Raw genomic sequence first — 5,837 nt, forward strand, 5'->3', positions numbered from 1 at the left:
GATCGCCAGACTCTTCTGCAAGACTCTTTCTGACGCAGCCAAATCGCCCGACACCCGCAATACATTGCCCAAATTTAACAAAGCCACCGCCTTGAGCGAAGACTCTGACTCGTTTTGCAACGCCGCTTCGATCTGCTCTAATTGGGTGCGGGCGCGACGATAAAATCCCAGTGCTTGCAGCGCTTTGGCTTGATTGAGTTGGGTGCCGATCGTGCCCGTCGAATCTTTCATGCGTCGATACTGGTTTTCTGCCTGTTGCCAGGTTTTGAGAGCCGCTTGGGGCTGGCCTTGCGTCAGATAGAGTTGGCCCTGAGTGTTGAGAATTTGGGCGCGAGTGAGTGGAGAAGCGGGCAACGCGATCGCTTGTTGCAGCGTTTGAGTCGCTTGCAGTTGGCGGCCAAGCTGCTGATAAGTGAGCGCCAGATAGCTAAAAATCAGGGCTTGATTGGAGGTGTCTCCCGATCGTTGCAGGCGATTTGCCTCAGTTTCCCAGACGTTGGCCGCGTCCAAAAACCGACCTGTCTGATAGAGCGTTTGCCCCATCTGAATGAGCGGTTGGACTGAAACCGCAGGCACCGAGACCGGAATGCCGATCGCCATGTGCGCCGTTCCTGGAATTGTGCCGCCCACCAAAAAACAGAGAATTAGTCCCAGAGGCACCTTTCTAAGCAGCCTTTTGAAAAAAAGACACCTCGATCGTATCCACATCCACATACTTCTCAATGACCTAATGACTGAGCAGACTGACAATTGATAGGGGACTGACTCACAGAAGTCTCGGTGGCGATCAAACTCACTGAACCATCAGGGGCGATCCTCCAGCCTGTGGCCTCGATCAAAGGGGTCGGAACGGGAGTCGCGATCGTCGAAGGGGTTGAGGTTGTCGTTTGCTCAGTCCTCCAATCGATCCATCCGGCTCCCTGTATCCCTTCTCTCGGTGTCGGGGGCAAGCCGCCTCGTCCGGCCGTCACAAAGCTATTGAGTCGCGATCGCGGTGCACAAGTTTGAATCACGTCACGAGTCACATCAATAATCTCATTGGGCAGGGGATTCGTTCCTTGACTGGGATCAAGCGGAAAGGTGTCGATCGTCACAACGCCATTGATTCCGAGATCTGAACTGGCCGTAATGTCGCTGAAGGGCGTTAACTGCGATCGAGAGGTTAGCCCTAAAATCGATCGGGCATTCAGACGAATCGTGCCGCCGCGTCCTTGAAAGCTGTTGGCGCTGATGTCGCTATTTTCGGACGTTTTTGCCACAATAAAGCCTGCTCGAATGTCGATATTGCCACCGTTGCCCGCGTCGTAGCCCCGTGCTGTAATCTGACTGCCTCGCCGCATCAACAGCAAATCGCGAATCGAAAGCGTAACGTTTGCCCCGTCAAAACTATCGGTTGTTGCAATCATCAAACTGTTGTCGAGGGTGAGATTGTTTGTGTTGATCGAGAGCCTTCCGCCTTTTCCTTGTAGCGTGCTGGCGAATAATAAGCCCCGATTCACGGCGATGTTGTCTGAATTGATCACCAGCGTTCCGCCTTGTCCACTGCCCCAATTACTGATGGAGACGATCGCCTGATTGTTGACGGTGAGTTGAGGGGTTTCGACAAAGACGTTTCCCCCGGCTCCGGTCGCACTGGCTGACGTGCTGGCAAACAGTCCCGTTTGAGTCGTGCCAATCTCCGAAACCTTCTGGGCCGTGGTTTGTAGCAGACCGCTAGAAGTGGGAATCGTAATTCGTTCTCCGTCTTGAGGGGTGAGGGGCGGTTGGAAAGAAATTTTTCTGCCTCGCACGATCGCTGACGCAATGACCCCGGCTAGCGGTTCGACGACTCCATTGCCTTGAAGTTGGATGCGATCGCGGGCTGCGATGTAAATATCTCCGGCCTGTCCGCTTCCGGAAGTGTTGGTGCGAAATTGTGCGCCATTGGTTGCCTCAAAGGTATTGGCTGTAACTCGAATATTTCCGGCGTTGCCCTGTCCGTCGCTCTGGGTGGTGACTAGCGCTTGATCGTGCATTGAGAGGGCATCCGTGGTCAGCATAATATTGCCGCCGTTGCCGATCGCTTGGCTGCCGACTGCGCTGGCGATCGTGCCTCCGATGATGCCATTTGTTGGGGTTGGCAGGTCTCTCAACTTGATTTGGTCTGCGGCGATCGTGATGTTTCCGCCATCTCCCAATCCGGCCGTGCCTGCAATAATCGAACTTTTGTCAGCGACCGAGAGCAACGCACTGCTGATATTAATGTCGCCACCCGCCCCCACCACACGCGGCCCGGTTTGACTCGCGATCGTGCTGCCTCCTGATAAAGCGAGTCGATCACCCAGGCGAAGATTAATATCTCCCGCATTGCCCTGTCCGGGTGAAATCGTCTGCAACAGAACTCCCTGATCGTTGATAATCGAGAACTGTCCCAAAACGCTGGTCGAGATCAGAGAACGATCGCCGAGTGAGAGCGATCGGGCAGATAGATCGATATTTCCCCCATCTGCTTGCCCTGCTGAAGTCACAAAATTGGTGATCAAACTGTTGTTGTCGAGTGCAATCGTGCCTGCAACTTGTACATTGACGTTTCCAGATTTTCTAACACCTGACGTTCCGGCGGTTAGCCCTGACTGCTCAGTGATCAAGAGCGATCCTGCCTGGACATTCAAATCGCCTCCGATGCCCGTTGAGCCGCGTCCTGTTGACGTTCCGACGACGGCAAATTTATCGAGTCTCAGGGCATCGATCGCGTTGAGAGTGACCGTGCCTGTATTCCCCGACCCACTGGTTACAGAAAATAGGATCACGTTGTCTTGCAGTGTGATCGAGTTAGCGCTGAGGGTGATGTCGCCACTATTACCTGTAGCGGTTAAATCTGTGCCTGTGAGTAATACACTGCCTTTAGCGATCGTGATTTCGTCGGTTGCGTTAATTTCAATCGCTCCAGCATTCGCGCCTTGGTTGGGGAGTGGACTGCTGATCCCATTTCCAATCGTGGTCGTTTGCAGTTCACTTTTTTCTAAAATCTCGACCGTTTTGGCGTTGATAGTAATTCCTGAAGTTGGAGTATTGGAGTTAGTCAACACGTTGGCGCTATCAGAACGAAGAATAGACTGCTGGCGTACTTGTAGACGATCGGCATCGATTTGAATTTTGCCTGCGGCTCCGATCGCGCTCTGGTTCACAGTGGTCAATAATTGCGAATCAGAAATGATGATTTCTCCTGCTTTGAGCCAGATATTTCCAGCATTTCTAATTTGATTGGCGAGAACCGTTGTAGACAGCGTAGAACTGTTGAGCAAGATGGCATCAGCCACGATTGCCAGATCCGAAAAGGCGCTCAACGTACTGTTATCAAAAGTTGCTTTGTCTAAAGCCGTGATCGTGAGTTGATTACCTGCCGATAAATTTCCTGTATTGGCGATCGTACCTCCAATCAAATCTAAATTCTGTCCCGTGGTTAAGTTTCCCCGATTGATCAAAGGTTCAGGTAAGCTAACGCCGCGTTGAATCCCGATCGGCAGCCTCACACTCAACAATGGAGCTTCTGAAGTTCTGGCAGCACTAAACAGACTGTTATCTTCAAACTTGAGAAACGGGGCAGTACTGGCAAAAAACGATCCGCCCACTTCTAAAGCCGCATTGTCGCCAAACGTAATGCCATTAGGATTGAGCAAAAACAGATTGACCGATCCATTCGTGCGAATCAGTCCGTCAATCAGAGAAGGCTTTTCGGTCACGCGACTGATAATCGTCTGTGTCCTCGCATCGGTGTCAAAGTAGGCCGATCGCCCCCTCAGCAGCGAGAATTCTTCAAAGCTTTGGTAGAGATTTTCTCCGGCGATCGTGCCTCCGGTAATGCGATATTCTTGCCCGTCAAAGGTGACGATCGCCGAGTTAGGCAGCGTGTTGTCAGGAATGACCTGCGATCGAGCCACCGAAGCAAAAAAACAGACCATCATCAGCGCCATCGCCCCACTGTTTTTGAAGGCGATCGAGTCAATAAGATTAAGGAAAGAATTGGGGAATAGCAAGCGTAACCAGCCTTTCAGGAACTTTTGTTTTTCAACAAGAATAACGCACACCCATAAGATGCGCTTCTCAATGCACAAATCCGCAAAATCTCACAATCTTTTTGCCACATTCAGATTTTTGTCTGATCTGTCAAATTTGATACGAATTCGACAAAATTCTTTGCTGCGCGTTCGAGATACCCGTGAGGAGTTGCTGATTTGGGATGCCCCGAAAGTTTCCGTTTGAAGATTTTGAATCAAGATTTTGATCTTGAAGGTCTTCAGAGTAGAGGATTGAGGACGCTAAATGACTAGAGAACAAAGCAAATTCATCGACCTCACATCAATCTACTGCCGAGTTGTTGCAATCTTCACCTGTTTCCGCCGATTAGGGCTGCGATCGCCATTACCAGCGCCACTGAATCGGTCGGCTTCGTCAAATAGTCGTGAAAGCCTGCTGCGATCGCTTCGTCTCGATCTTCTGCGCGCGCATAGGCCGTCACCGCAATAGAGGGAATGTTACCGCCCTGCTCTGGAGGCAGCGCCCGCACCTGTCGCATCAAACTGTATCCATCCATTTCCGGCATTCCCAAATCGCTGAGAATCACATCCGGCAGACTGTGAGATAGAGCCGTCAGCGCATCGCTTGCCGAAGAAACCGTAGTGACGATCGCCCCCTGTTCTTGCAGCACAAAATTGAGAATTTCTCGCGAGTCTGCATCGTCATCCACAACCAAAATTTTGAGGGCGCAAAGCGGTTGAGTAGACGAACAAACCAAAGATGACACAGGTAACGCAGGCGTAGATTCTTTAATTAGCAAAGGAAGCTTAACTGTGAAAGTCGCCCCCATTCCCTCACCCGGACTCGCCGCTTGAATGGTGCCATTGTGAAGCTCGACGAGTTGTTTGACGATCGCCAGTCCCAGTCCCAATCCGCCAAACGATCGCGTGGTGCTGCTGTCTGCCTGCCGAAATTGCTCGAAGATGTGGGGCAAAAATTCGGGAGAAATGCCTTTTCCGGTGTCGGTAACCGTGATTTGAGCCAAAGAATCTACAGCCGCGAGTTGAATCGTCACCTGTCCGGCTTCGGGCGTAAATTTGACCGCGTTTGAAAGCAGATTCCAGATCACCTGCTGCAACCGATTAAAGTCACCTGATGTCATGGTTTCTGGGGAGTCCACCAAAAATCTCACCGCGACGTTTTTTGCCTGCGCTGACAACCGCACCGTTTCTAACGCGGCTTCGATCGTCGTGACTAGATTCACGGGCGCAAAAACCAGCTTGAGTTTGCCTCTGAGAATGCGGGAAACATCGAGCAAATCTTCGATCAATTGGGACTGAAGTTTGGCGTTGCGCTCGATAATATCCAACGCTCGATCGCGCATTGCCTCGTCACATTTGCCGCCCTTGAGCAGCTTTGTCCAACCGAGAATGGGATTGAGAGGCGTTGCCTTCGGCACAGCGAAGCTGCCCGCAATTCGTGAGACAAAACGGCGAGAAATTCATCTTTGATGCGGTTGGCGGTTTCGGCCTGGGCGCGGGTCGATCGCTCTCGCTCTAACGCTTGATCGCGCTCCTCAATGGCACATTTTTGATCGTGAATGTCGGTGCAAGATCCAAACCATTTGATAATTTGTCCGGTTTCATCTCGCAGAGGAAAGGCACGCCCGATGTGCCAGCGATATTGACCGTCAGAAGCGCGTCTAAATCGATATTCGACATTGTAAAATTCTCCCGTCCTCAATGATTCTTGCCAAATGGGAACCGTTCTCTCGACATCATCGGGGTGCAAAATCGTACTCCAGCCTTCCCCTTCTGTTTGTTCGGGGCTGGCTCCGGTGT

At 51.6% G+C, this 5,837-nt stretch carries 4 protein-coding genes; all 4 read right to left on the minus strand.

Annotation, left to right across the window (positions count from 1 at the left end; translation table 11 throughout):
- On the minus strand, positions 1–660 hold a 660-nt coding region (locus ACJ2PR_RS34705; protein WP_446880464.1), incomplete at its 3' end, for a tetratricopeptide repeat protein.
- Positions 661–719: 59 nt separating this feature from the next.
- Positions 720–4,016: a two-partner secretion domain-containing protein gene (locus ACJ2PR_RS34710; RefSeq protein WP_446880465.1), complete on the minus strand. Its 3,297-nt coding sequence runs from the start codon at positions 4,014–4,016 to the stop codon at positions 720–722.
- Between the two features lie 350 nt (positions 4,017–4,366).
- Complete coding sequence (locus ACJ2PR_RS34715; protein ID WP_446880467.1) at positions 4,367–5,428, minus strand: ATP-binding response regulator; 1,062 nt, start codon at positions 5,426–5,428, stop codon at positions 4,367–4,369.
- Positions 5,323–5,837: PAS domain-containing protein (locus ACJ2PR_RS34720; RefSeq protein WP_446880466.1), on the minus strand; the 515-nt coding region annotated here is incomplete at its 5' end. The genes ACJ2PR_RS34720 and ACJ2PR_RS34715, both read right to left, overlap by 106 nt.

The sequence above is a fragment of the Phormidesmis sp. 146-33 genome, assembly GCF_052939515.1.